The sequence below is a fragment of the Streptosporangium heterodermiicola genome, assembly GCF_051390675.1.
GTDB lineage: Bacteria > Actinomycetota > Actinomycetes > Streptosporangiales > Streptosporangiaceae > Streptosporangium.
In genome coordinates this window covers 171,456-194,779 of the sequence record NZ_JBPJSR010000002.1, presented here as the reverse complement: position 1 = coordinate 194,779, position 23,324 = coordinate 171,456, and the positions used below count along the sequence as shown (strand labels likewise).

Annotated in this window: 19 protein-coding genes and 4 tRNA genes; 20 read left to right on the top strand and 3 right to left on the bottom strand. The window is 71.1% G+C overall.

The window, feature by feature from the left end; all coding sequences use genetic code 11:
* Positions 1 to 55: 55 nt before the first annotated feature.
* Complete coding sequence (gene glmS, locus ACSC1Q_RS04700) at positions 56 to 1,876, bottom strand: glutamine--fructose-6-phosphate transaminase (isomerizing) (protein ID WP_436757401.1); 1,821 nt, start codon at positions 1,874 to 1,876, stop codon at positions 56 to 58.
* A gap of 51 nt (positions 1,877 to 1,927) precedes the next feature.
* Positions 1,928 to 2,203: a hypothetical protein gene (locus ACSC1Q_RS04695; protein ID WP_344743159.1), complete on the bottom strand. Its 276-nt coding sequence runs from the start codon at positions 2,201 to 2,203 to the stop codon at positions 1,928 to 1,930.
* A 153-nt stretch (positions 2,204 to 2,356) separates the two neighbouring features.
* Between ACSC1Q_RS04695 and ACSC1Q_RS04690 the strand changes: the two genes are divergently transcribed.
* The 20 genes from ACSC1Q_RS04690 to ACSC1Q_RS04595 all read left to right on the top strand — a co-directional run bounded on the left by ACSC1Q_RS04690 (position 2,357) and on the right by ACSC1Q_RS04595 (position 22,108).
* Positions 2,357 to 4,705 (top strand): N-acetylmuramoyl-L-alanine amidase, encoded by a 2,349-nt coding sequence (locus tag ACSC1Q_RS04690; RefSeq protein WP_436757400.1) that lies wholly within the window; start codon positions 2,357 to 2,359, stop codon positions 4,703 to 4,705.
* A gap of 88 nt (positions 4,706 to 4,793) precedes the next feature.
* Positions 4,794 to 4,865, top strand: a tRNA-Gly gene (locus ACSC1Q_RS04685).
* A gap of 25 nt (positions 4,866 to 4,890) precedes the next feature.
* A tRNA-Cys gene (locus ACSC1Q_RS04680) sits at positions 4,891 to 4,961 on the top strand.
* A gap of 74 nt (positions 4,962 to 5,035) precedes the next feature.
* Positions 5,036 to 5,107 (top strand) — tRNA-Gly (locus ACSC1Q_RS04675).
* A 13-nt stretch (positions 5,108 to 5,120) separates the two neighbouring features.
* Positions 5,121 to 5,195 (top strand) — tRNA-Val (locus tag ACSC1Q_RS04670).
* 1,095 nt (positions 5,196 to 6,290) lie between these two features.
* Entirely contained in the window at positions 6,291 to 7,838 is a 1,548-nt protein-coding gene (locus ACSC1Q_RS04665) for a pyridoxal phosphate-dependent decarboxylase family protein (protein ID WP_436757399.1), read from the top strand.
* Positions 7,835 to 9,376, top strand: a complete 1,542-nt coding sequence (locus ACSC1Q_RS04660) for an acyl-CoA synthetase family protein (protein ID WP_436757398.1) — start codon at positions 7,835 to 7,837, stop codon at positions 9,374 to 9,376. The genes ACSC1Q_RS04665 and ACSC1Q_RS04660 overlap by 4 nt, the downstream gene beginning before the upstream one ends.
* 48 nt (positions 9,377 to 9,424) lie before the next feature.
* Positions 9,425 to 9,925 carry a DUF8788 domain-containing protein gene (locus ACSC1Q_RS04655; RefSeq protein WP_436757397.1) on the top strand — a complete coding sequence of 167 codons (501 nt, stop codon included), beginning with the start codon at positions 9,425 to 9,427 and terminating at the stop codon, positions 9,923 to 9,925.
* 25 nt (positions 9,926 to 9,950) lie between these two features.
* Positions 9,951 to 10,733, top strand: coding sequence for a hypothetical protein (locus ACSC1Q_RS04650; RefSeq protein WP_436757396.1), 783 nt, complete (start codon positions 9,951 to 9,953; stop codon positions 10,731 to 10,733).
* Between the two features lie 34 nt (positions 10,734 to 10,767).
* Positions 10,768 to 11,244: a DUF8788 domain-containing protein gene (locus tag ACSC1Q_RS04645; protein ID WP_436757395.1), complete on the top strand. Its 477-nt coding sequence runs from the start codon at positions 10,768 to 10,770 to the stop codon at positions 11,242 to 11,244.
* On the top strand, positions 11,241 to 11,789 hold the full coding sequence (locus tag ACSC1Q_RS04640) for a DUF8788 domain-containing protein (protein ID WP_436757394.1): 549 nt from the start codon (positions 11,241 to 11,243) through the stop codon (positions 11,787 to 11,789). The genes ACSC1Q_RS04645 and ACSC1Q_RS04640 overlap by 4 nt, the downstream gene beginning before the upstream one ends.
* Before the next feature lie 472 nt (positions 11,790 to 12,261).
* Complete coding sequence (locus ACSC1Q_RS04635; protein ID WP_436757393.1) at positions 12,262 to 13,026, top strand: MBL fold metallo-hydrolase; 765 nt, start codon at positions 12,262 to 12,264, stop codon at positions 13,024 to 13,026.
* A 446-nt stretch (positions 13,027 to 13,472) separates the two neighbouring features.
* Positions 13,473 to 15,224, top strand: coding sequence for a hypothetical protein (locus tag ACSC1Q_RS04630; protein ID WP_436757392.1), 1,752 nt, complete (start codon positions 13,473 to 13,475; stop codon positions 15,222 to 15,224).
* 234 nt (positions 15,225 to 15,458) lie between these two features.
* On the top strand, positions 15,459 to 15,890 hold the full coding sequence (locus ACSC1Q_RS04625) for a PPOX class F420-dependent oxidoreductase (RefSeq protein ID WP_436757391.1): 432 nt from the start codon (positions 15,459 to 15,461) through the stop codon (positions 15,888 to 15,890).
* Between the two features lie 288 nt (positions 15,891 to 16,178).
* A complete protein-coding gene (locus ACSC1Q_RS04620; RefSeq protein WP_436757390.1) occupies positions 16,179 to 17,066 on the top strand; it encodes a hypothetical protein in 888 nt (295 codons plus the stop codon).
* Between the two features lie 30 nt (positions 17,067 to 17,096).
* Positions 17,097 to 18,131 carry a hypothetical protein gene (locus ACSC1Q_RS04615; protein ID WP_436757389.1) on the top strand — a complete coding sequence of 345 codons (1,035 nt, stop codon included), beginning with the start codon at positions 17,097 to 17,099 and terminating at the stop codon, positions 18,129 to 18,131.
* A gap of 142 nt (positions 18,132 to 18,273) precedes the next feature.
* Complete coding sequence (locus ACSC1Q_RS04610; RefSeq protein WP_436757388.1) at positions 18,274 to 20,127, top strand: endonuclease/exonuclease/phosphatase family protein; 1,854 nt, start codon at positions 18,274 to 18,276, stop codon at positions 20,125 to 20,127.
* 28 nt (positions 20,128 to 20,155) lie between these two features.
* Positions 20,156 to 20,554, top strand: coding sequence for a thiol-disulfide oxidoreductase DCC family protein (locus ACSC1Q_RS04605; protein ID WP_436757387.1), 399 nt, complete (start codon positions 20,156 to 20,158; stop codon positions 20,552 to 20,554).
* The gene (pcp, locus tag ACSC1Q_RS04600) at positions 20,551 to 21,177 is read left to right on the top strand and encodes a pyroglutamyl-peptidase I (RefSeq protein WP_436757386.1); all 627 of its coding nucleotides are present in this window, start codon (positions 20,551 to 20,553) and stop codon (positions 21,175 to 21,177) included. Before ACSC1Q_RS04605 ends, pcp begins: the two co-directional genes overlap by 4 nt.
* A 169-nt stretch (positions 21,178 to 21,346) precedes the next feature.
* Positions 21,347 to 22,108: a class I SAM-dependent methyltransferase gene (locus ACSC1Q_RS04595; RefSeq protein WP_436757385.1), complete on the top strand. Its 762-nt coding sequence runs from the start codon at positions 21,347 to 21,349 to the stop codon at positions 22,106 to 22,108.
* Between the two features lie 83 nt (positions 22,109 to 22,191).
* Here the strand turns inward: ACSC1Q_RS04595 and ACSC1Q_RS04590 are convergent, their stop codons facing one another.
* Positions 22,192 to 23,241, bottom strand: a complete 1,050-nt coding sequence (locus ACSC1Q_RS04590) for a hypothetical protein (RefSeq protein ID WP_436757384.1) — start codon at positions 23,239 to 23,241, stop codon at positions 22,192 to 22,194.
* Positions 23,242 to 23,324 lie beyond the last annotated feature (83 nt).

The window sequence follows — 23,324 nt, the reverse complement described above, 5'->3', positions numbered from 1 at the left end:
ACACCAAAAATCCGGATATCGGAGACGATCGCTTCACAGGATCCGAGGGCGGGACTCACTCCACCGTGACGCTCTTGGCCAGGTTCCTGGGCTTGTCGACGTCCCGGCCCAGCGCCACGGCCGCGTGGTAGGCGAAGAGCTGGAGCGGGATCGACAGCAGGATCGGGTCCAGCTCGGTCTCGTTCTTGGGCACCACGACGCAGTCGTCGGCCAGCTTGGGATCGGCCGTACGGTGGCCCACCATGAGCACCCGGCCGCCCCGGGCGCGGATCTCGCCCAGCGTGGTGAGGTTCTTGTCCAGCAGCTCGTCGTCGGGGACGATCGCCACCGTCGGCATGTCCGGCCCGATCAGCGCCAGCGGCCCGTGCTTCAGCTCGCTGGCCGGGTACGCCTCGGCGTGCACGTACGAGATCTCCTTGAGCTTCTGCGCGCCCTCGCGGGCCACCGGGTAGCCCCTGACCCGGCCCACGAACATCATGCTCGGCGACTCGGCGTACCTGCCCGCCAGCTCCTTGAGCTGCGGCTCCAGCGCCAGGATCTCCTTGATCTGGTCCGGCAGCCTCCGCAGGCCGTCGCAGATCCTGCGGCCGTCGGCGGGCGACAGGTCGCGCACCCGGCCCAGGTGCAGCGCGAGCAGCGCGAAGGCCACGGCGGTCGAGGTGAACGCCTTGGTGCTCGCCACCGAGACCTCGGGACCCGCGTGCAGGTAGACGCCGCCGTCGCACTCGCGGGCGATCGCGCTGCCCACGGTGTTGACGATGCCGAGCACCCTGCCGCCCTTGCGCTTGAGCTCCTGCACGGCGGCGAGGGTGTCGTAGGTCTCCCCCGACTGGCTGATCGCCACGTAGAGGGTGTCGGCCTCCACCACCGGGCTGCGGTAGCGGAACTCGCTCGCCGGCTCCGCGTCGGCCGGGATGCGCGCCAGCTCCTCGATGAGCTGCGCGCCGATCTGGCCCGAGTAGTACGCGGACCCACAGCCGATGATCTTCACCCGGCGGAACGAGCGGGTCTCCCGCGCGTCCATGTTGAGGCCGCCCAGGTGGGCGATGTGGAAGCGGTCGTCCAGCCGCCCGCGCAGCGTCCTGGCCACCGTGTCGGGCTGCTCGGAGATCTCCTTGAGCAGGTAGTGCTCGTAGCCGCCGGTGTCGTAGTGCCCGGCCTCCCAGTCGACGGTCAGCGTCTCCTTGGCCGTCTCCCGCGCGTCGCTGGCGAAGGTGTTGAACCCGTCGGCCCGCAGCACGGCGATCTCGCCGTCCTCCAGGTGCACCACCTGGCGGGTGTAGCGGACCAGCGCGGCGACGTCGGACGCGGCGAACATCTCCTTCTCACCGATGCCCAGCACGATGGGGCTGCCGTTGCGCGCCACGACCACCTCGCCGGGCCGCTCGGAGTCGATCACCGCGATCCCGTACGTGCCGACGACCCGCTTGAGCGCGGTCCGCACGGCCTCCTCCAGCGAGTCGGCCTCCTTCACCGTACGGGCGATCAGGTGCGACAGCACCTCGGTGTCGGTCTCCGACAGGAAGATCGCCCCGTCGGCCTCCAGCTTGGCGCGCAGCTCGTCGGCGTTCTCGATGATGCCGTTGTGCACGACGCCGATGCGCTCGTCGGTGGACAGGTGCGGGTGGGCGTTGACGTCGCTGGGCGCGCCGTGGGTGGCCCAGCGGGTGTGGCCGATGCCCAGGCCGCCCTTGAACCGCGCGGGCACGACCGCCGCCAGGTCGGCCACCCGGCCCTTGACCTTGCGCATCTTGAGGCCCTTGTTGGAGACCACCACCCCGGCCGAGTCGTAGCCCCGGTACTCAAGACGCTGCAGGCCCTCCAGCAGGATGGGTGCCGCGTCCTTGGGCCCCACGTAGGCCACGATTCCGCACATGTAACCGCTCCTTATCCGTTCATCCGTAAACGATCGAGGTGCCGTCGTCCGCTACCCGTAGACGATGCGGCGAAGCTGCCGCAGGGAGAGTTCGGGGGCCGCGACACGGCGTACCGCCAGTTCGGCGGCCACCCTGGGGAAGATCTCGTCGTTGACCAGCCCCCTGGCCTTGAGCTCCGCGTGACGCCGCCGGACGAACTCGTCGACGGGCTCCGAGAAGTAGGCCAGCACGTCCGCGACGACCCGCGCCGCCTCGCCCGGACCGAGCGCGCTCGTCCGGGTCAGGTGGGTGATCAGATCCTCGTGCGGATTCCGTGCCGTGGACACAGAGCAGGACCATACGCATCCGGGAGAGAACACACCAAGTTTCCTGCCCGATTTCGGGCAGAGAATCTCTTCAACATCTCAATCCCGTCGCAACGCACGACACTCGGTAATCTCTGATAACTCTAGGTAGTTATCAGAGGGGGAGGAACCGCTATGCACCGCCTGCCGGGGATCACCGTCGTCGCTCTCACCATCCTGACCTCGATCACCCCGGCCTCGATCGTCCCGGCCTCGATCACCCCGGCCTCGATCACCCTGGCCTCGATCGTCCCGGCCTCGGTCGTCCCCGCGGAGGCGGCACTCCCCGGGGACCTGCCCACCCGGCCCCGGACACCCCCCACCCCCTCCGAGACCACGACGCCTCCCGGCGCGGTGACATCGACGGGGGCGAGGCCGCGCTCCGGCAGGCAGGCCGCCTTCACCGAGGCGGCACGGCGGTACGGGGTGCCGGAGAGCGTGCTGCTCGCGCTCTCCTACCTGGAGTCCCGCTGGGAGGGCCACGGCGGCCTGCCCAGCGTCTCCGCCGGGTACGGCCCGATGCACCTGATCGACGGCCGGGCCGAACCCGGGCGCCCCCACGGCGCCGGGGAGGACCCGCGCGGCGACGAGACCCGGCCACGGGTGATCGCCCTTCCGCCCCTGGCGCCGGACCCGCCGGAGGACACCCTGCGACGGGCCTCGGAGCTGACCGGCCTCTCCCCGGACCGGCTGCGCGAGGACCCCTCCGCCAACATCATGGGCGGCGCCGCACTGCTCGCCGACCATCGGCGCCGCACCGGCGGCGGTGGCCCCGGCGACGACCCGGCGAGCTGGTACGACGCCGTGGCCCGCTATCCCGGCGTCCCGGAAAAGGGTGCGGCCGGGAAGGAGGCGGCGCTGTCCTTCGCCGACGAGGTCTACGCGACGATCCGGTCCGGCGCCTCGCGGGTGACCGACGACGGCGAGCGGGTGACACTCCCCGCCACCCCGGACCTGTCCACACCCGGCCCCCCCACCCCGGCAGGGCGCTCCGGAACATCCGGCCCCCTCACTCCGGCGAGACGCCCCGTATCGTCCAAACCCTTCACCTCGACGAAGCACTCCGGACCACCCGCCCCCCTCACCCCGGCGAGGCGCTCCGGACCGTCCGATCCGCGAGTGCCGTTCCCCCTGGAACGGCGCGCCTCGCCCACCGGGCCGCCCACCACCTCACCCACCCCAGGCCCGGTCACCCCAACCCCGTCGAACTTGTCACCCCCGTCGCCCCCTCCCGCCACGAGGACCCCCGCTCCCCCCACGAAGACGGCCTTGACGCTCGCCCAGCGGCCCGCCCCCGTGCCGGGCCCCGACTGCCCGAAGAGCGTCTCCTGCGAGTGGCTCCCGGCCGCCTACCAGCGGCTCCCCGGTGGCGGGTACGGCAACCACGACCGGTCCGCCGGCCCCCGGAAGATCGACTACATCGTGATCCACGACGGGGAGACGAGCTACGACGCCATGACCCGCCTGGTCAAGAACCCCGCCTACCTGAGCTGGCACTTCACCATCCGCTCCGCCGACGGCCACATCGCCCAGCACCTGCGGGCCAGGGACATCGGCTGGCACGCGGGAAACTGGTACGTCAACTCCCGCTCCATCGGCCTGGAGCACGAGGGCTACCTGGCCAGGGGCGGCGCCTGGTTCACCGAGGCGATGTACCTGGCGTCGGCCAGGCTGGTCCGCCACCTCGCCGCCAAGTACGACGTCCCCCTCGACCGGGCACACATCCTGGGGCACGACAACGTGCCGGGCACCACCCCGGAGACCGTGGGCGGCATGCACGACGACCCCGGCCCCTACTGGGACTGGGCCCACTACTTCGAGCTGCTCGGCAGGCCGCTGCGCGCCTCGGGCGGCGACGACGCGCGCTCGGTGCTGATCAGGCCCGACTACGGCACCAACAGCCCGGGATTCACCGGCTGTACCGGCGGGTGCCGTGCCCTGGGCGCCGCCTCGGTCTGGCTGCGCACGCGCCCCTCCCCCACCGCGCCGCTGGTCAAGGATGTCGGCAAGCACCCCACCGGCGACTCCACGTACAGCGTCTACGACCACGCCGCCCGCGCCTCCACCGGCCAGCGGTACGCGCTCGCCGGGCGCAGGGGCGACTGGACCGCGATCTGGTACCTCGGCCAGAAGGCCTGGTTCCACGATCCGGCCGGAGCCCCCACCTCCGTACGCGCGTCCGGCCCCCTGGTGACGCCCAGGCCGGGCCGTTCCCCGGTCAGGGTGTACGGCAGGGCGTACCCGAAGGCGCCCGCCTACCCGGGGGGCGTCCCCGTGCAGGCCCTGGCCCCGCTGCAGTACTCGATACCGGCGGGGCAGGCGTACAGCTCCGGCGAGACGACGCGGGCCTCGTACCTCAGGGCGGCCGCCTTCGACCCGTCCGATCACCGGGTCGTCACGGGCGGGATCCGCTACCGGCAGATCCAGTTCGGGCACCGGATCATGTTCGTCCGGGCCGCCGACGTCCAGCCGGTCACCAGGTGAGGATCTTCGGCAGCCCGTCCGGTTGCGCACATCCGCCCTGTGGAGGCGCTAGAGTTTTCACGTGCCCCGGAGCGTTTCCCGGGGTCACGCGGAAGTGGCTCAGTGGTAGAGCATCACCTTGCCAAGGTGAGGGTCGCGGGTTCGAATCCCGTCTTCCGCTCCGGCGGGTCCTCAGGGACCTGACCGGTGGAGTGGCCGAGAGGCGAGGCAACGGCCTGCAAAGCCGTCTACACGGGTTCAAATCCCGTCTCCACCTCAACGCACGACCATCGGACCCCCAGGGATCCGGTAAAGTAGTGCGAGCGCGGAGGGGAAACCCGAAGCCGAAACGCGGAAGTGGCTCAGTGGTAGAGCATCACCTTGCCAAGGTGAGGGTCGCGGGTTCGAATCCCGTCTTCCGCTCTGGTTCACCCGAGGACGATTAGCTCAGCGGGAGAGCGCTTCCCTGACACGGAAGAGGTCACAGGTTCAATCCCTGTATCGTCCACCATCCATCGCGGATCGAACGTAACGGCCGCCAAAGTCCCAGCCCGGGGGCCTTGGCGGCCTTCCGCTTTCCCTGGCTGGCTGCCGTTGACCAGCGTTGCCTCCTGTCCCGTGCCGACCTTTCCCAAGCCCCGGTCAGGTCGTGGGCATGGGTTGCGGCTCGCCTGCGACGACCCGCGCCGAGGTGACATGGCCCACAGGGTGCCGCGCGTCCGCGTCCTGAACAGCCAGCGATGATCACTCGCCGACCCGGGACGGCGGTTCGGGAGTGACGCTAATCAGCCTCCAGCAAACCCGCTATCGCTCGAAACATCAGAGATACCTCTTTTAACGCAAACATGCCAAGAAATCACGGCACATCTCCCCATCGAGGCTTCTGTCGCATTTTGGTGATACAGCCCCCCACAATAAGGATGTCCGGTTAATAGGATCACCGTCGACGCGCGGCCTCAAATGCCTGACCTAATCCACGCTCCCAAGAAAACCCATAAGCCCCAAAACAGGTGGGGCTCACCGAGCGCCTCCCCATCTCAATCGCCTCGCGTGAGTAACTGTGGCCGGAATCTGCCACTCCACCTGCGTCCGAGGTCTTGCGCCCCTCCTGTCATCAATGGTTAGGTCGCTTACATGACGGGCGCGCCAAGGTATACGTCGGGCGAAATGCACTTCGAATCAATCGCGATTCGTCCACGACGGGTCTCCTCCAGCCCCTGACCGCCGGCAAACTCGTCGCCGACCTGATTCAAAATAGCTCGAACAGGGCTTGAACAGGGGCAGCAAGGCCCTACCATGCCATCTCCCTCCATCACCGATCAACATTCCCTCTCGTGTTTGGACCGTTCCAAGTCTTCGGAACTGCCTGGCGGCACGCATTCCGCCTCACGTCCCCAGATGCCGGGGGCCTCTTTCCCGTTCGACGCACCACCGTAGATCACGCATTTATTCACGAGAACCCTAATGTGATCGCCCAAGAGTTCAATTAAGCATGTCCGAACTCTTGTCCAGGCGCGGCCATATGAATGTTCTCGACGCCGGATCGTTTGGAGCCTCCTCCGTGACGAGTTCGCTTTCCGATGTCCAGAGTCCCTTTCCCGAGCCGATGGCCCCAGAGCCGGCGACCGGCGAAGGCTACCGGTCACCCACTCCGAGCCTCATCGCCGCCTTCGACCCCGAACGTTTCCACGACGGCGCCGTGGACATCGTCAGCCGCCTGACGACGTATCTGGGCGACCGGTCGGTCCGCGGGCTCGACCTCCTCGATCCGGCGGTGCTGCTGAAGGCCGCGCGGGGGCTGATGACCCCCGAACGACAGCGCGTCGCCGACTTCGACGCCGACCGGGTGAACCAGATCGTCGACCTGTACACAGGGACCGGCATCCCGGTCTACTCACCCGGTTACATGGGACGGCAGTTCTCCGGCGTGGTGCCGCTGGCGAGCCTCATGGACCTGGTCGGCTCGGTGGTCAACCAGCCCTCCTCCTTCTACGAGGCCGGGCAGCTCCCCAGCGTCGCCGAGCGGCTCATGGCCGAGGAGCTCAACCGGTTCATCGGCTGGGACCGCGACCGGTTCGCCATGGTGACGACCTCGGGGGGCTCCCTCGCCAACCTGACCGCGCTGCTGGCCGCCCGCAACCGCGCCTTCCCGCAGATCTGGACGCGCGGCGCCGGAGGCATGTCGGGTCCCCCGGCCATCGCGGTCAGCGAGGAGGCCCACTACAGCGTGACCCGGGCGGCCGGGGTGCTCGGCATCGGAGAGCGGCAGATCATCCGGCTCCCGGTCGACCGGGCCGGGCGGATCCGCCCCGATCTGGCCGGTCCGATACTGGACGAGGCGCACCGGCGCGGCCTGCGGCCGTTCTGCCTGGTGGCCTCGGCCGGGACCACGTCGATGGGCGCCTTCGACCCGCTGGAGGAGCTCGCGGCCGTGGCACGCCGCCACGGGCTCTGGCTCCACGTGGACGGGGCGCACGGGGCGAGCCTGCTGCTGTCGGACCGGCACCGCGACAGGCTGCGCGGCATCGAGCAGGCCGACTCGCTGACCTGGGACGCCCACAAGATGCTGTTCATGCCGGCGCCGTGCACGCTGCTCTTCTACCGTGACGGCGCGACGGCGCGCGGCGCGTTCCGGCAGCGCGCCAGCTACGTCTTCGACGAGGAACCGGACGTCTACAGCGCCTACGACAGCGCGGACAAGAACTTCGAGTGCACGAAACGCCCGATGATCATGCCGCTCTGGACGGTCTGGTCGGTCTACGGCCCGGCGCTGTTCGCGCAGCGGATCGACCGGCTGTGCGCCATGACCCGGCAGGCGTACCGGATGCTCGCCGCCGAGCCGGACTTCGCCGTGGCGCACGAGCCGGAGTCCAACATCCTGTGCTTCCGCTACCTGCCGGACGGCCTTGAACAGGCCACCGTGCACCGGTTGCAGCTGGAGATCCGCAACCGGATCCGGGGCGGCGGGCGCTTCTTCATCTCCAAGGTCGACATCGACGGGGTGGCGGCGCTGCGCGTGGTGGTGATGAACCACCTGATCGACGCCGACCACCTGGCAATGCTCATCGCCGAGATCAGGGACATCGGGCAACGGGTGCTGCGCGCGAGCGCCGCGCCGCGGCACGACCAGCAGCGGAACGGGAGCCATTCATGACCATGACGGATTTGGACATCGCCACCTCGGCGGAGCTGGCGGCACGGCTGATCCCCGAGGAGGAGCTGCGGCCCCGCTCGGTGGACGACGTCATCCGGCTGCCGTCGTTCGCGGGGAAGCTGGAGGAGTGCGGGCGGCTCGCCGGGGTCCCCTACTGCGAGACCCCGCTCGACCTCCAGAACGCGCTGGTGTTCCGCCGGCTCCAGCAGCTCGTCGGCGTCGCCCTGCTCAACCCGCTGTGGCGCGAGCGGCTGCACTACTTCGGGATCCACGACGCCCCCGCCGACATGTCCGAGTGGGAGCGGATCCCCCTCTCGGACAAGACCGTGCAGCGGGACATGTTCATGGGCGCGCGGGCCGGGATGGTCGTGCCCCTCGACCACGGCGGGTTCGAGGTGGTGGCCAGCGGCGGCACCGGTGACGGCATGCCCCTGGAGATCGTTTACTCCCTGCGGGAGCTGCGCGACACCTACCGCATCGCCGGGGCGTTCATGGGCGCCTACCAGCTCGGCCGCTACCTGCGCGGCCCCGCGCCGCGCTGGCTGTTCACCACCCTGGCCGACTACCAGATGTGGAGCAGCGGGACCATGGTCGGCGGCGTCCTGTCCCACGTCCCCGAGGTCAACTACATCGGCGCGGGACCGGTGAGCGCGCCGGTGCTGGAGCACATGTTCTCCTACCCGGGCCACAAGGCGCTGATGGGCATCACCGCGGGCATCGCGCTCCTGCCCGAGCTGGGCGCCGGCCTGCCCCCGCACGCCAGGGCGAGCTTCCGGGTCGCCATGTACGGCAGCGGCTCCCTGCCGCAGCGCAAGCGCGACGAGCTGCAGGCGTTCTTCCCCAACGTGTCGATCCTCAGTTACTTCGCCGCGACCCAGGCCGAGTGCGTCGGGCTCCAGCTCGACCACACCTCGCAGGCGCTCTCCGCCGTGCCGGGGCTGCACCTGGTGGAGATCGTGGACGAGCAGGGCCGTGCCGTCGCCGAAGGCGAGGAGGGCGAGCTGGTCGTCACCCGGCTGCACGCCGACGAGACGCCGCTGCTCCGGCTCAAGCTCGGCGACCGGATGGTCCGCCGTCCCGCCCTGAACGGGCCCGGACTGCGCACCGAGCGATTCGAGTTCGCCGGGCGCACCGCCGACGTGCTGCATCTCAACGACAGCCAGTACTCGGCGACGCTGGCCTACGCGGCCCTGCGCGCGCGGCTGCGTTCGACGACCGGCGTCGACCTGGACCTGGTCGCGCACGAGATCCAGTTCCACAACCACCGCGAGGACCGGACCCTCACCCTGCTGGCGGCGGTGGACGACGCCGAGGGCACCACCGCGGCCGTCGAGCACGCGCTCGGCCCGAGCGGGGTCCGGCAGCTGTTCACCCTGGCGCTGCCGAGCTCCCTGTCGCTCTTCAACGACCGGGAGGCGAACGCGGCCGCCATCGAGCAGACCGGATACGGGTTCCAGCTGGTGTTCGTGCCCCCCTCCTCACCGCAGATCGAACGGACCACCGTCGGCAAGACACCGCTGGTGAGGGACCGGGGCTGAGCACGTGGTGGCCCGTACGCCCGAATGACATCCGACAAGGGAGGATCGATGAAACAGAGGATCAGCATCGTCGTGATGGTCGACGCCGTGGGGGCGTTGTCCGACCGGACGCTGCACAACGGCAACATCTCGCTGGTCGACGACAGCTCGGCGGGGAGCAGGCACCAGGGGACCCCCGACCTCGTCACGGCGGTGGCCCCGGGGCAGGTCGTCCAGTGGACGCCCATCCACGTGGACGTGCAGACCCCGGTCGAGATCCAGGCCATCGAGTTCCTGTCCGGTGCGGCCGTCTCGCCCCCGGCCGCCCAGGCCGGGGCTCCGCACCCCGCGGAGTCCTCCACCGTCCCGGCACCCGGTGTCGTGGCCGGGGCACGGGTCGACGCCACGGGTTCCAACGGTTTCGAGAACTACGACCTGCTGGTGTGGGAGGGCATCGTGCCCTACGACATGACGCCCGGTGTCCCGTACCGGTACCGGCTCTCCGTCAGGCTCCACGAAGGACCCAACAGCGTGCTGCACATCGACTCGCCCGCGCTGCTGCGCGTGTGAGACACGTTCTGCGAAAGGCGGTTTCATGGCCCAGCAACACGGGATCATCGTGCTCTTCGACGTCGAGAACGCGCTCCGGACGCGATCGCTCGACGGCAACACGTACTGGTTCGACAACATGAAGTTGTTCGGCTCCGCAGGGGTGGGCACCGAGCAGCTGGTGACGATCGTGCCCGGCACCCACTTCCTCGACGGGTCGCAGGCGACCGAGCAGGTCCTGAACTGGCTGCCCGCGGCGCTGGGGTCGATCCCCCCGACGGTGCCGCGCAACTACCTGGCCGAGCAGGAGCGCGCCGACGACCGGCGCACGCTGAGGGAGCTGGCCTCGCTCAGCACCGAGGACGGCGTGAGCGACACCGATCTCAAGCGGCTGCAGCGGCGGGTCGGCAAGCGCGCCGGCAAGCCGAGCGGCGGGCGCGGCCTCACCGCGGCCAAGCTGCTGGACGTCACCGGCAAGACCACGAGCGGCAACGCCGCGTACAACTACCCGGCTCCGGTGATCACCGACATCACCGGTGAGGCCGTCACCGAGAAGATCATGTATCCGGCCCAGTACGGGTCGCCCGACATGATCTACGACGGCTGGTACTGGGCCGCGACCGTGGACACGAGCCGGCCCGGGGTCTACTCGTACACGATGCACATCCAGCTGCACGAGCTGGTCGAGCGGAACGACGAGATGGTCTGGGAGTCCGTGGAGATGACCTGCAAGTCCAGTCTCAAGATCATCAATGACCCGAAGCGAAACGGGTTCACCGGTGCCGGAGTGGGCGTGCTTCCCCTCCCGGCGGTCCCGGCCGTCCGCTGACCCGACCCGGAGCGTTTTCGAGCGGAGGAGCCACATGCCCCCGAGGAACAAGCAGCCAGAACGCCAGCCCGCCCAGTCCAGCCAGCCGACCCGGCCCGTGACGATCACCGCGGTGGTCGACCCGGTGGCCGCGCTGGCGTCGGAGAACCTGGACGACAACCTCTACTTCTACGACACCAACAAGTCCGCGGGGTCCACCGGTTTCGGGACCCCCGCCCTGCACAGCCGGGTGCGCAAGGGCGACACCCTGCTGTGGAACGTGATCCCGCTGGAGTGCGAGACCTACGTGTCCCTCAGCGACATCGAGATCGACCCGCGGATCGCCGAGCCCACGCAGAAGGTGTATCCCGGCACCGACATCGTGTTCTGGACCGCCGAGGTCAAGCAGGACATCACCGAGCCGGTCCCGTACCGGCTCTCGTTCCTGCTCGGCACCGTCAGCACGCCGTTCAGTCTCACCGCCCGGCCGACCCTGACCGGCCCCGCCAACGAGGGAAAGGAAGGCCGATGACCCAGGCGTACGCGGCCACGGACTTCACCGATCGCGGCCAGCTCAACTCCGTCCAGCTGAACGTGGTGACCCTCGTCGACATGGAGAGGGCCGCCGCGACGCAGTCGCTCGAAGGCTGCCTCTACATGATGGACAACAGCGTCGGCGGGGTCGGGCAGGGCAGCGACCACCTGGAGACCATCTGCAAGCAGGGGCAGGTGGTCAACTGGATCATCCGCCCGATCGACATGCACAAGGGTGCGGACGGCGGCTGGCCCCCGATGCCGAAGATCAACAACATCGTCTTCCTCGACATCGAGAAGGGTGACGAGGACGACGTCGCCGAACGCCGGATCATGACCGAGCTCAAGGTCTACGGCGCTCCCGACCGGATGCGCGACAAGTACACCGCCGTCTACTACTACTGGGCCGGGGCGGTGATGAGCGAGGCCAAGCCCGGTCTCTACCGCTACCGGTTCGTCCTGGAGCTGGAGAAGGAACACGGCACCGACAAGCTGTACCTGAACTCGGTCCGCTATCCCGCCCTGCGGGTCCTGCCCGTCTGACGGTCCGCGTGGGGCCGTGAGCACGGCGTGGTGAGGGTGGAGGTCCTGGTCGCCGGGCGGCGGTGACCAGGACCGGCCGGTGCGCGGCCCGCGCCCGTTCCTGCGGCCACAGGAGCGGGCGCGGGCTTCCGGATCGGACGCGGGGTCAGGCTCGGCCCTGAGCTCGGGCTCTGAATCGGGCGCGGATCCCGGATCGGGCGCGGGGTCAGGTTCTGGATCGGGTTCGGCTTCGGGTTCGGGTTCGGGCGCAGGTTCGGGTTCAGGCGCAGGTTCGGGTTCGGGTTCGGGCGCAGGTTCGGGTTCGGGTTCGGGGTGATCGTCACCGGCGGGAGGATCGCCACCGGTACGGCCGGATCCGGGGTCGTCGCAGGTCACGGGGGCACCCGGGTCCGGCGTGTCCGGGACGCGCGGGATCCCGGCTCGGCTAGCGTGATCCGGACGATGCCCGACCGCGCAGCGAACGGAACCGCCCGTGACGACCATCATCACCGTGATCGGCGGCCCGACGGCCCTGCTGGAACTCGGCGGGCTGCGCATCCTCACCGACCCGACCTTCGATCCGCCGGGAGACCACCCCGCCGGGCCCCTCACGCTCACCAAGACCGTCGGCCCCGCCCTCTCCCCCGCCGACATCGGCCGGGTGGACCTGGTGCTGCTCAGCCACGACCAGCATCCCGACAACCTGGACACGCTCGGCCGCCAGAAGATGTCCACCGTGCCGCTGACCCTGAGCACGCCCGAGGCCGCCGCCCGTACCGGGGTCACCCCGATGCTCCCCTGGCAGCACCGTGACGTCGGCCAGGTCCGCGTCACCGCCGTTCCCGCCCTGCACGGACCGCCGGGGTGCGAGCCCGTCGTCGGTCAGGTCACCGGCTTCGTGCTCACCGGCCACGGGCTGCCCACCGTCTACGTCAGCGGGGACAACGCCTCGCTGGAGTGCGTGGAGCTCGTCGCCGGCCGGTTCCCGGTCATCGACATCGCGTTGCTGTTCGGCGGCGCCGCCCGCGTACCCATGATCGACGAGCGGCTCACCCTGGACGCCGCCGAGATGGTGACCGCCGCGCGCCTGCTGAAAGCCCGGTGCGTCGTGCCGCTCCACGTCGAGGGCTGGAGCCACTTCACCGAGGGCCGGACGGACGTGCGGGCCGCCTTCTCGGAAGCCGGTCTCGACAACCTGCTCGTCACCCCCGTCCCAGGACGATCGGTCTCCCTGGCGGAGGCGGGAGCGAGCTGGTGACGGACGCCCTCCGGCATCGGACCGCGAAGCCCCTGACTGCAAACATTCTTTACAGTCAAGAACCGATCACCAGCGTGACACGGGTACGGAACGACGGACGAGGCGCGAAAACCGTGGCGGGCAAGGGCTTGTCGCGTCTCTCGTCGACATGATTCACTGACGTCACCTTCGAAACTGTAAGCAAACTTTCCAATAACGGACCTTCCGGTTTGGTGGCTTCCCTTGGCACAACCGCTCTCGTTCGGGCAGGAACGGTCCAGGTTCCTCCACCGATCCGACCCGCCGGCCCCCTCCTGCATGCACCGGCCGCGCGGCGTGGCCGACGCCCGCCGGGAGCCTCCGAGCGCCCGGCGCACCGGCCGCGTGTCCGGCAGTGCCTCCAACGGCGTCTCCGGTCATGTCTCCAGTGGCGTCTCCGGTGTGGAGTGGTGTCCGGTGAGCGGCCTGTGACCACCGCGCGCTTCTCCGGTCTGACGGCGCGCCACGGTCCGTTGACGACGGGCCAGGCCAACATGGTCCGCTGCATGCTCGCCGACCCCCCGGAGCACATGAACTACCGCGTCGTACGGGCCGTCCAGCCGGGTACGACGCTCGCCGTGATCACCGAGGCCGTGGTCCAGCTGGTGACCCGGCACGAGTCCCTGCGCACGACCTTCCACGACGACCTCCAGCATGTCCTGGCCGCCGGGGGCGTGGCCGTCGAGGTCCACGACATCGGCGAGCCCCCGGCCGGACCGGGCGCCGACGGCACGGAAGGCCGGGGGCCGGAGGGCACCGGGGACGCCGAGGGCGAAGGGGTGGCTCGGGCCCGCGCCGAGACACCCGACGCCGACCTCGCGGAGGAGGTCGCGCGACGGCTCCAGGGGACGCGCTTCGCGCTGGACGCGGAGATCCCGCTCCGGGTCGCCGTGATCGCCTCCGGCGGCGTGCCCCGCCAGGCCGTTCTGGTGACCACGCACAGCGCCATGGACGCGGCCGGGCTGGCCGTACTGCTCGCCGAGTGGGACGAACTCCTCCTCGGCAAGCCGCTCGCGCCGGTGACCGCGCCGCAGCCGCTCGACGTCGCGGCGGCCGAGCACACCCCGGCCGGCCTGCGGCGGGCCGGGGCGGCGCTCCGCTACTGGGAGGGCCACCTGCGCGGGGTGCCCCGCTCCACGCTGACGGTCCCGGTGGACGGCGAGACGGACTGGCTCCTCCCCCGGCTGCGCGTGCGTTCGGTCCCGGCGGCCAGGGCGCTGAACCGGATCTCCGCACGCACCGGGACGAGCCCGTCGGCGGCGGTGCTCGCGGCCCTGGCCGTGCTCGCCGGACTGCGGGCCCGCCTGGGGACGGTCGTCGTGCTCTCCATCGCGGCGAACCGGTTCCGGCCCGAGCTGCGCGAGTACGTCGGACCGCTCGCCCAGGACGCGCTGATCCCGGTGGAGGTCGGCGAGGACGGCTTCGACACCGTGTTGCGCGGCGCGCGCTCGGCGACGATGGCCGCGTACCAGAACAGCCGGTTCGACTCGGCCGCCCTCATCCGGATCATGGAGGACGTCCAGCGGGAGCGCGGCCTCTTCTTCGCCCGGGACGTCGTGTTCAACGACATGAGCGTTCCCGGCCGGGGCACGCGGGTCAGCCGTACCGGCGAGGACGTCCACTCGGTCTGGCTCCCGCCGTCGACCCTGCCCACGCGCACCTCGCTCTGGGTCCACCGGCTGCACGGCGAGTTCGACGTCACCCTGTGGGCCGACCCGCGCTGCCTGCCCCGCGGCGACACGACGGCCCTCGGCGAGGGGATCGCCCGGCTGCTCATCGAGGCGGGCGACCGGGACGTGCCGCTGACCGAACTGACCGCCCTCACCGGCGTCGTCCCGGTACCCCGGGACGACGGCTGGCTGCTGGTCGACGGCTGCTGGGTCCACCTCCCCGAGGTCGAGCGCCTGACGACGGACGCGCTCGCGCGGCTGACCGGCGAAGCGGCCCCCGCCGCCGGAACGGCCGTCGTCGCCGAGGCCGACGAACGGCTCGGGCATCGGCTGGTGTGCTTCACGTCGGCCGACACCACCCCGGAGGCGCTGCACTCGGCCTGCCTGGGCCTGCTGTTCGGCCGCATGTCGGCCATGGCCCCGCACCACTACGTCGTCTGCGCGACCGCCCCGCCCCCGGGCGCGTCGTGGCGGGACCCGCCGAGAGTCGCCGAGGGTTCCGGGCGCTGACACCTCACCGGGCCTCCCCGCGCCCGGTCCTGCGGCCGTGCCCATGGCCGTACCCGCGAGGGAACCCCCGGACGGCGGCGGCCGCGTGCGGAACGTACTCGTCGGCCGTCGTGAAGCCGGCTCCGCGTCGCGGGACCGGCTGAACCGCGACCGCGACCGCGCCCGCACCAGCGTCGCGAGGAACAGGAGGAGCAAGAGGAATAACCGGCATCGGGTCGCGCCTTGGCCCTGGACATGACCGCCACATCATTCGATCCGCGCACGCTGCTCACGGAGAGCCGGCTCGGTGTCCTCGCGACGATCAAGTCGGACGGCCGCCCCCAGCTCTCCCCCGTGATGCCCTTCTACGACCGGGAGGCCGGTGTCCTCTACGTCTCGATGACCGAGGGACGCGCCAAGACGGCGAACCTGCGCCGTGACCCCCGGGCCACCCTGGAGGTCACCAGCCCCGACGGCCGGGCGTGGGCCACCGCCGAGGGCACGGCGACCCTCACCGGCCCGGGAACCGATCCCCACGGTCCCGAGGTCGAGGCACTGGTGGACTACTACCGCGTCGCCGCCGGGGAGCACCCGGACTGGGACGAGTACCGGTCGGTGATGGTGTCGGACCGCAGGGTGCTCATGGTGATGACGGTCGACCACGTGTACGGCGAGAGGATCGGCTGACAGCGCCCGGCCGAGGTCCCGCACGCCCGGTCCGTGCCGCGCCGCGTCCCCACCGGATCGCGCTCCGCACGGGCCGGGCCGGCCACCGGGTCCCCTCCGCTCGGCCGGCGCGCCGTCCCCGACATCGAACAATCCGCCCCGGACCCGCCCCGGGTGATCCCGGGGCAATTATTACGATCATCTTTTTGGCACGCGATACTCGATGATGGGGAGGCACCATGTAAGGACGCATGACCTGAAACATGGTTAATCGCTATGCTCTTGAAACACGGCAAAGGGGGCGAGCCTGTGCAGCGCGTGGTGGTCGATCCTGAGGTGCCCAGGGATGTCGCCGACCTCTTCCGCCGGAACGGTCCGCTGCTCTACCGCCTCCGCACCGCTCGCCCGCCCAGGGACAAGGACGACCCCAGGATCCCCGGAGTGCTCGTGGGGATCTTCGGCGGGACGGTGGCACTCGCGGCGGGCGGCATGTTCGCCATCGGCGCTCCGGTCCCCGAGGCCGTCGTGGCACTCACCATGCTGAGCTTCCTGTACCTCTTCATCCTCGGGGTGATCTACCTCGCCAGGAAGCCCTCCCCCGCCGACTCCGTCGAGCGGATCCTGTACGCGCACGCGCGGCACTGGCAGGGACGCTTCCTGATCCTGGAGGACTTCGACCACGACGCCAGGCACCTGCTCGGCCGGGTCCAGCGCGCGATCGACCACATCCTGCGCTCGCGGGTCAACGCGATGGGGATGCTCGACAGCGTGCGCAACTCGGTGATGCTCCCCGCCGAGGAGTGGGAGATCGCCCGGCTGCTGACCAAGCTCTCCGCGCTGCGGGCCAAGCACCGCCACCTCGCCAGGGGGGGCAGGAGTCCCGAGGTGGTCGCGGCGATGGCGCCGCTGGAGCGGGCGCTGGCCGCCAGCGAGGCCGCCGTCCTCGCGCGGGTCGAGGCCCTGGAACGCTACGCGGGCCACGTGGCCGACGCCGAGCGGGCGCTGCTCTCCCAGGGGCAGATCGAGGCCTTGCGGGCGCACCTGCCCGAGTACGAGCAGCTCGTCGCCGAGACGGGCGCGGCCAGGTTCTCCGGGCCTGAGATCGGGCATCTCAGCGACGACGCCGACATGCTCCGGCGAGCGCTCCGCGAGAGCGTACGCTCGGCGCACGAGGCGTTCCGCCATCTCGACGGCTGACGTGAATGTGATCGAAGGAGGCGCGAGCCCGTGCGGCGAGTGGTGGTCGATCCTGAAGTCCCCCCCAAGACCGCCGACCTGTTCCGCCGGCACGCGTCGATGTTGTCACGCGTCCGCGCCGGCTGGAGCCCCGAGCCTCCGCCGCCCAACTCGCGCCTGCCCGGACGGTTCCTGAACGTCGGCGGAGGGGTGGCGGCGCTCTTCCTGGTGTGCCTGATGTTCCTCGCCGATGTCGGGCAGCTGCTGTTCTTCATGCTCGCGCTGCTCGTCTTCGTGGTCTTCGTCGGCCTGCTGGCCGCCCGCGAGCCGGCCGAGCCGGAGACGATCGAGCACGAGCTCTACCGCGAGGCCCGCTGGTACGAGGGCCGCTACCTGCTGCCCGCCGAGGACTTCGACTACAACGCCGGACAGCTGCTCGACCGGACCCAGCAGGCGATCGACTACATCCTGCGCTCGCGGGTCAACGCGATGGGGATGCTCGACAGCGTGCGCAACTCGGTGATGCTCCCCGCGCAGGAGTGGGAGATCGCCCGGCTGCTGACCAAGCTCTCCGCGCTGCGGAACGAGCACCACGAGTTCGTGTACGGCGGCAGCACCCCGGAGGTGGCCGCCGCGATGGCGCCGCTGGAGCGGGCGCTGGCCGCCAGCGAGGCCGCCGTCCTCGCGCGGGTCGAGGCCCTGGAACGCTACGCGGGCCACGTGGCCGACGCCGAGCGGGCACTGCGCGCCCACGACCAGATCGAGGCGCTTCGCGCGCGGCTTCCCCGCTACGAGGAGCTGCTCGCGGAGTCCGGGGCCGACGCCTTCGCCGTACCGGAGATAGGGAGGCTGGCCGAGGACGCCGGTCATCTTGAGCAGGCGCTGCGCGACAGTGTGCGCTCGGCGCAGGAGGCGTTCCGCCACCTCGACGGACCTCCCGCCCCGCCCCCCGGCGGCCCCGCGCCCTTCGCGGACGGGTCCCCCGCCTCCCGTGACACCTCCCCGGGCACCTTCCCCGCCACCCCTCCCGACGCCCCTCCGGGGCACGGGTCCGCCGATCCTTCCGGTGGATCTCCGTCCCTCTGAGATCCGCCTTCTCCCGGAGCGCGGTCTCCGGCGCCGGGACGCTCCGGTGGGGTCTCCCGGGGCCGGTGGCGGTTCGGGCAGGTCTCGCCCTTGTCAGGGATCGCGAAGAAGGCGAGGATAGCTCGCGTTCTTTGGAGGTAGCATGCGGATCCGCCTGGACGTGACCGTTGGCGTGGTCGTGCTCGTCGACGTGCTCAGGGTCTTCCTGCCGTCGCTGATCACACTCTTCGGCCGGGCGGGCAGCACCCCCGCGGAGATGATGGGCCTGTACGCCGCCTCCTGGTTCGTGCTGGCCTTCCTCACCGTCCCGCTGGCCAGGTTCGCCCGGCCGCCGCTGATCGCCCTCGGTGCCGCGGGCCTGCTGCTCCTGGCCAGGCTCGTGCTCCAGCTGACCGGCGGCGGGGACGCGCAGCTGTACGTGGCCAGCCTGGGCCTGCTGGCCGGGCTGGTCTGGCTGGTGGCGATCGCGATGGGCAGCCGGGACGCCCGGCCGGTGATGGGCGGGGTGATCGCCGGGCTGGCCGCGTCCACGGTGGTCCACGCTGCGCTGGACGGCATCGACCTGATGTGGCGGCCTGGAGCGGTCCCGTGGATCCCGCTGCTGGTGGAGCTCCTGCTCTTCTGCGCGTTCACGGTCCGGGCCGAACCCCCGGACGAGGAGTACTCCGGGGCTCCCCGCGCCTGGCTGGCGGTCGGCCCCGCCCTGCTGCTCTGGGGCCTCTACACGGGCAACACCGCGCACGCCCAGGCGGCGACCGACTCCGCCCAGCAGGCCGCCGCGGTGATCGTGGCGGCGTTCGCGGTGGTGTCGGCGGCGCCCGCCGCGCTGCCGGTGCTGCGCCGCCCGCTCCTGCCCGCGGTCGCCCTGGTGGCCTCGGCGGTGGCGTTCACGCTGGGCAGGGCGACCGTGGACGGCGTCCACGGCGTGGCGCCCGGCTGGACGATCGTCGCGCAGATCGTCGGCCAGGTCGCGCTGGGAGCCTGCCTGGCGCACGCCGCGACGACCTTCGGCGCGGAGCGACCGGCCCGGCGGGGCCTGTCGGCGGCCGGGGGGATGCTGCTGTTCCTCGTGTTCGTCTTCGGCTACTACGCCGCCTACGACCTCTACCTGCCCAACGCGTGGGTGCCCGTCTCCGCTGCGCTCGTCGTCGCGCTCCTGGGCGTGGCGGGCAGCGCGGGCCTGCCGCGCCGCTCCTACGACCGGCGGTTCGCGGCGGCCGCCGTGGCCGCGGTCGCCCTGGTGGCGGCCGTCCCCCTGTGGCAGGGCACCCGGCCCCGCTGGGAGCCGCCGGGCGACGGGCTGCGGGTCGCGGCGTACAACGTCAGGATGGGGTACGGCGAGTCCGGCAGGCTCTCCCTGGAGCGGCAGGCCGACGCGATCAGGGCGCTGAGGCCGCACGTGGTGGTGCTGAGCGAGGCCGACAGGGGCTGGCTGCTCAACGGCGGCCACGACGGGGTACGGCTGATCGCCGAGCGGCTGGACATGCACTACATCTGGGCCCCGGCGACCGACGAGGTGTGGGGCGACGCCCTGCTCACCACGTTGCCGATCACCACGGTGAGGAACCACGTGCTGGTCCAGGGCGGCCCGACCGGCGCGCAGGCGCTGGAGGTCGGGCTGCGCTGGCAGGGCAGGGACGTCACCGTGATCGGCACCCACCTGCAGCCTCTGCCTGACTGGCGCGAGCTCGACCAGGTCGAGCAGCTCGGGGAGATCGTCGGGAACGCGGCGGGCGGCGGCGCCCCGGTGGTCGTGGCCGGTGACCTCAACCTCCAGCCCGGCGACCCCGCCTGGAAGGTGCTGACCGACGCGGGCCTGACCGACCCCTTCGCCCCGGTCAGGCCGTTCAACACCATCCCGTCACTGAGCGGCCCGGCCGAGCAGATCGACCACGTGCTCGTCACCCCGGGTTTCACCGGAAAAGACCAGGCCAACCCCGATGTCCCGTACTCCGACCACCGTCCGGTCGCGGTCACCCTGGTCGGCGGGCCTTGATCGAATCCCGCTGGGTAATGTCAGTCGCATGACGGGACAACCTGTACTGGTCTTCGACGGCGACTGCGGTTTCTGCACGACGAGCGTCCGGTTCGCCGAGCGCCGCGTCGGGGTGCGCGCCCGGGTCGTCCCCTGGCAGTTCGCCGACCTCCGGGCGCTGGGCGTCACGCGCGAGCGGGCCGAGCGCGAGGTGCTCTGGGTCGAGAACGGCCGGGTGTACGGCGGGGCGCAGGCGGTGGCCAGGCTGCTGATCTCCGCCGGTCTCCCGTGGAGCCCCCTGGGGCTCGTGCTGCGGGTCCCGCCGTTCCGGTGGGTGGCCAGGGGGGTCTACCGGCTCGTCGCCGCCAACCGGCACCGCCTGCCGGGCGGCACCCCCGCCTGCGCCCTGTCCTCGAAGCCCGCGGCGCCCTCCGGGGAACGCCGGTGAAGGGCGTCCTGCTCACCGGGTTCGAGCCGCTCGACGGCGGCGGCAACCCGTCGTGGGAGGCGATCACGCTCGTGCCCGGGGTGCGGACCGCGCTGCTTCCCTGCGCGTTCGGCGGGGCGCTGGAGCACCTGCGCGCCGCGGTGGTGGAGCACGATCCGGCGGTGGTCGTGTGCGTCGGGCAGGCCGGGGGGCGGCCGGACGTGACGGTGGAGCGGTTGGCCGTCAACCTCGACGACGCTTGCGTCCCCGACCGCGCCGGGCACCGGCCGATCGACGAGCCGGTGGTGCGCGGCGGTCCCGCCGCCTATTTCTCCACCCTGCCGGTGAAGGCGTGCGTGGCGGCGGCGCGGGCCGTCGGGGTCCCGGCGAGCGTCTCGCAGAGCGCCGGGACGTTCCTGTGCAACCACCTCTTCTACGGCCTCATGCACATGATCGCCACCGAGAGGCCGGCGATCCGCGGGGGGTTCGTGCACGTGCCTTTCAGCCCCGAGCAGGTCCTGGGCGAGGCCAGGCCCTGCATGCCCGTCCCGGTGGTCGCCCAGGCGCTCACCGCGATCGTGACCACCGCCGTCTCGGTCTCCCTGGGCGGCGATCTCCGCCTGGTCGGCGGCTCCCTCCACTGAGGGCCTCCGCCGCCCGCGGCGGGGTGGCGGGCCTGGCGAGGGGGGTGGGCCTGGCGGGGGGGTGGGCCTGGCGGGGGGGTGGGCCTGGCGGGGGGGTGGGCCTGGCGGGGGGGTGGGCCTGGCGAAAAGGTCGAGCGTCGACGGCAGGGTTCGTGTCAGGATGCTCGGCATGTCTGGTCGCGCGCTGAGCTTCGGGGTGATGGCGGAAGCGTACGAACGGTTCCGGCCGGGGTATCCCGTGGAGCTTTTCGACACGGTGACGGCACACGCGGCCCGGCCGGTCCGGACCGCCCTGGAGATCGGCGCCGGGACGGGCAAGGCGACCCGCCTGTTCGCCCGGCGAGGGATCGCGGTCACCGCGACCGAGCCCGACGGGTCCATGCTCGCCGAGTCGCGCAAGCACCTGCCGCCGAACGTCAGGACCGTGCGGGCCGCGTTCGAGGACGTGCGACCGGGCGAGAGGTACGGGCTGGTCTACGCGGCGGCGGCGCTGCACTGGACCGACCCGAGGGATCGGTGGTCACGCGTGGCGGCGCTCCTGGAGCCGGGGGGCGTGTTCGCCTCGTTCGGCGGGCCGATCCGGCCGGCCGATCCGGCCGTGGAGGAGGCCGTTCGCGCGGCGCGGTCGCCGTTCCTGGCCAGTGACGAGATCCCGTCCCCCGACGGGACGCCCCCGGAGCACGCCATGCAGTGGCCGGGTACGGAGCTCCAGCGATCCGGACTGTTCACCGATGTCCGGCAGTCCGTGATCGAACGGCGCCTGACGATGACGGCCGGCGACTACGTCGGCCTGCTCTCGACCGTCTCGGCCTATCTCATGTTGCCGCCCTCGGAGCGGGAGCAGGTGTTCGACCGGATCACGCGCGTCCTGCCCGCGACGGTCGAGATCATCGCCGACATCACCGTCCATGTCGCGCGCCGACAGGGCTGAGGGGCTCCGTACGGACCTCTCGGAGCGCCGACCTCCGGTGGCAAGGTCACGCGCGGTGACGCCGAGGGGCTTCGACGGACTTCTCAGAGGGGCACCCCGTACACCGCGCGGCGGCCCGCGAACTCGCTCACGCTCCACAGCGTCCTCTTGTCGCGGACGCAGGTCAGGTCCTCCGGGCCCACCGGGTAGGGGCGCCTGCGCACCGTGTCGCCGACCACGATCAGGGTGCCGTTCCCGGTGGAGCCCACGGTCTGGCTGAGGTACCAGGCGCCCTCGTAGGAGAGCGCGCCCTGGATCTTGCCCGCGGGCAGCGCGTAGGCGTCCACGGCCTTGACGACGCTCCCGGCGGGGGCGTTCAGGATTCCCGCCTCGGTGAGCGGCCAGCGGGCCACCCGGCCGACCGTGCCCGCGGTGTCGACGTACTCGCCGGAGATCAGGGTGTCGGGGGCGGTGCTGCGGTCGACGGCGGCGAAGGAGAAGCGGACGGAGCCGCTGGTGGTGGTCCAGGCGTCGGTCTGCGGCATCACGTACCGGTAGCCGTACGCCTCGTACACACCGCCCTTCCTGCCGATGCTCTCCGTGCCGTCCCCGTCGATCTCGAAGATCTGCCGGGTGTCGAAGACCCGCAGGCCCCGGGTGGTGTCGGCGACGTACAGCAGGTTGCCGTACCAGGCGACGCCGCCGGCGTGGATGTTGATCGGCGCGATGTTCCCGTCGGCGCCGGCCCGGACGAGCAGGACGTGCCGGTAGCGGAGCGTAGCGGTGTTCAGGAAGCTCAGACGCACGCCCCGCTCGGCCCCCGACGCCGGTGTGTGGTACCAGCTCACCACGAACGCGCTCCCGCCGATCCCGGCGTCGGAGGCGCAGGTCAGGCCCTGGGGATACCACTCCTTGGTGGTGTTGTCCCCGGCGTCGAAGGTGTACCAGTCGACCGGTTTCGGCCTCATGGTGGCGAACGCCCCGGCGCCGGCCGACCCCTTCCTGACCGTGACGCGGTTGGCCTTGGCCAGGACGGTGTCGAGGGAGACCCGCTTGAGCTCCTTCTCCAGGATCTTGATCCCGGCCGTGAGACCGCCGCCGCCGTCCCGCTTCAGCCCGAACGGCTCCGCCGATACGGCCTTCATCTGACTCATGAGGGGTCACTCCCTGTCCGGTTCCACCAGGATCGGCGGATCAAGATACGGAGTTCATGAGTATGCCGGTACTCAAATCCCTT

What these genes read in the sequence shown, in the direction of transcription:
- ACSC1Q_RS04665 (WP_436757399.1), top strand. Translation starts at nt 6,291, where the DNA reads ATGGCCCCAGAGCCGGCGACCGGCGAAGGCTACCGGTCACCCACTCCG.
- ACSC1Q_RS04645 (WP_436757395.1), top strand. Translation starts at nt 10,768, where the DNA reads ATGCCCCCGAGGAACAAGCAGCCAGAACGCCAGCCCGCCCAGTCCAGC.
- glmS (WP_436757401.1), bottom strand. Translation starts at nt 1,876, where the DNA reads ATGTGCGGAATCGTGGCCTACGTGGGGCCCAAGGACGCGGCACCCATC.
- ACSC1Q_RS04590 (WP_436757384.1), bottom strand. Translation starts at nt 23,241, where the DNA reads ATGAGTCAGATGAAGGCCGTATCGGCGGAGCCGTTCGGGCTGAAGCGG.
- ACSC1Q_RS04660 (WP_436757398.1), top strand. Translation starts at nt 7,835, where the DNA reads ATGACCATGACGGATTTGGACATCGCCACCTCGGCGGAGCTGGCGGCA.
- ACSC1Q_RS04650 (WP_436757396.1), top strand. Translation starts at nt 9,951, where the DNA reads ATGGCCCAGCAACACGGGATCATCGTGCTCTTCGACGTCGAGAACGCG.
- ACSC1Q_RS04640 (WP_436757394.1), top strand. Translation starts at nt 11,241, where the DNA reads ATGACCCAGGCGTACGCGGCCACGGACTTCACCGATCGCGGCCAGCTC.
- ACSC1Q_RS04605 (WP_436757387.1), top strand. Translation starts at nt 20,156, where the DNA reads ATGACGGGACAACCTGTACTGGTCTTCGACGGCGACTGCGGTTTCTGC.
- ACSC1Q_RS04610 (WP_436757388.1), top strand. Translation starts at nt 18,274, where the DNA reads ATGCGGATCCGCCTGGACGTGACCGTTGGCGTGGTCGTGCTCGTCGAC.
- ACSC1Q_RS04625 (WP_436757391.1), top strand. Translation starts at nt 15,459, where the DNA reads ATGACCGCCACATCATTCGATCCGCGCACGCTGCTCACGGAGAGCCGG.
- ACSC1Q_RS04595 (WP_436757385.1), top strand. Translation starts at nt 21,347, where the DNA reads ATGTCTGGTCGCGCGCTGAGCTTCGGGGTGATGGCGGAAGCGTACGAA.
- ACSC1Q_RS04655 (WP_436757397.1), top strand. Translation starts at nt 9,425, where the DNA reads ATGAAACAGAGGATCAGCATCGTCGTGATGGTCGACGCCGTGGGGGCG.
- ACSC1Q_RS04690 (WP_436757400.1), top strand. Translation starts at nt 2,357, where the DNA reads ATGCACCGCCTGCCGGGGATCACCGTCGTCGCTCTCACCATCCTGACC.